The organism is Levilactobacillus paucivorans, from assembly GCF_001437125.1.
GTDB lineage: Bacteria > Bacillota > Bacilli > Lactobacillales > Lactobacillaceae > Levilactobacillus > Levilactobacillus paucivorans.
In genome coordinates, this window is record NZ_JQCA01000009.1 from 1 (window position 1) to 719 (window position 719).

1 protein-coding gene is annotated in these 719 nt (G+C 37.3%); it reads left to right on the plus strand.

Annotated features, from left to right (window positions below):
- On the plus strand, positions 1–719 hold a 719-nt coding region (locus tag IV54_RS00535), incomplete at both ends, for a MobA/MobL family protein (protein ID WP_162259307.1).

A 719-nucleotide genomic window follows, 5' to 3' on the forward strand; every position in this document is an offset into this window, starting at 1 on the left:
AGCTTTATTTTGACACCAAAGAATGCGCCAGAATGGGCGAGTGATAGAGAGAAATTATGGAATGAAGTCGAAAGAAAAGATCGGCGAGCAAATTCACGCTATGCAAAAGAGTTTAACGTGGCTTTACCAGTTGAATTAAGTGAAGACGAACAGAAAGAATTATTGACAAAATATGTACAAGAAAATTTTGTTGATGAGGGTATGGTTGCCGACGTAGCAATTCATAGAGATCACCCAGATAATCCGCACGCTCATGTTATGCTAACTAATCGTCCATTTAATCCAGACGGAACATGGGGATTGAAAAGTAAAAGGGAAAATATATTAGATGAAAATGGGAACAAGACTTATACAGGAAATAGTCGTTTTCCAAGATCAAGAAAGGTGTGGCTAGTTGATTGGGATAAAAAAGAAAAAATTACTGAATGGCGGCACAATTGGGCGGCTAGTGTCAATCAAGTTTTAGAGCAAAAAAATATTCCGGATCGGATCAGTGAAAAATCATTTATCGAGCAGGGAATAGATGATACACCAACTCAACATGAGGGGATCAATAGCAAGCGGCATGAAAGAAAGGCATTTAATCAACAAGTTAAGGACTATCGTAAGGCCAAAGCCAGTTATAAAAATAACCAAGAAAAAGTAATCAATAGAGGTCATTTAGATAGCCTAAGTAAACACTTCTCGTTTAACGAGAAAAAAGTGGTCAAAGAGTTAAG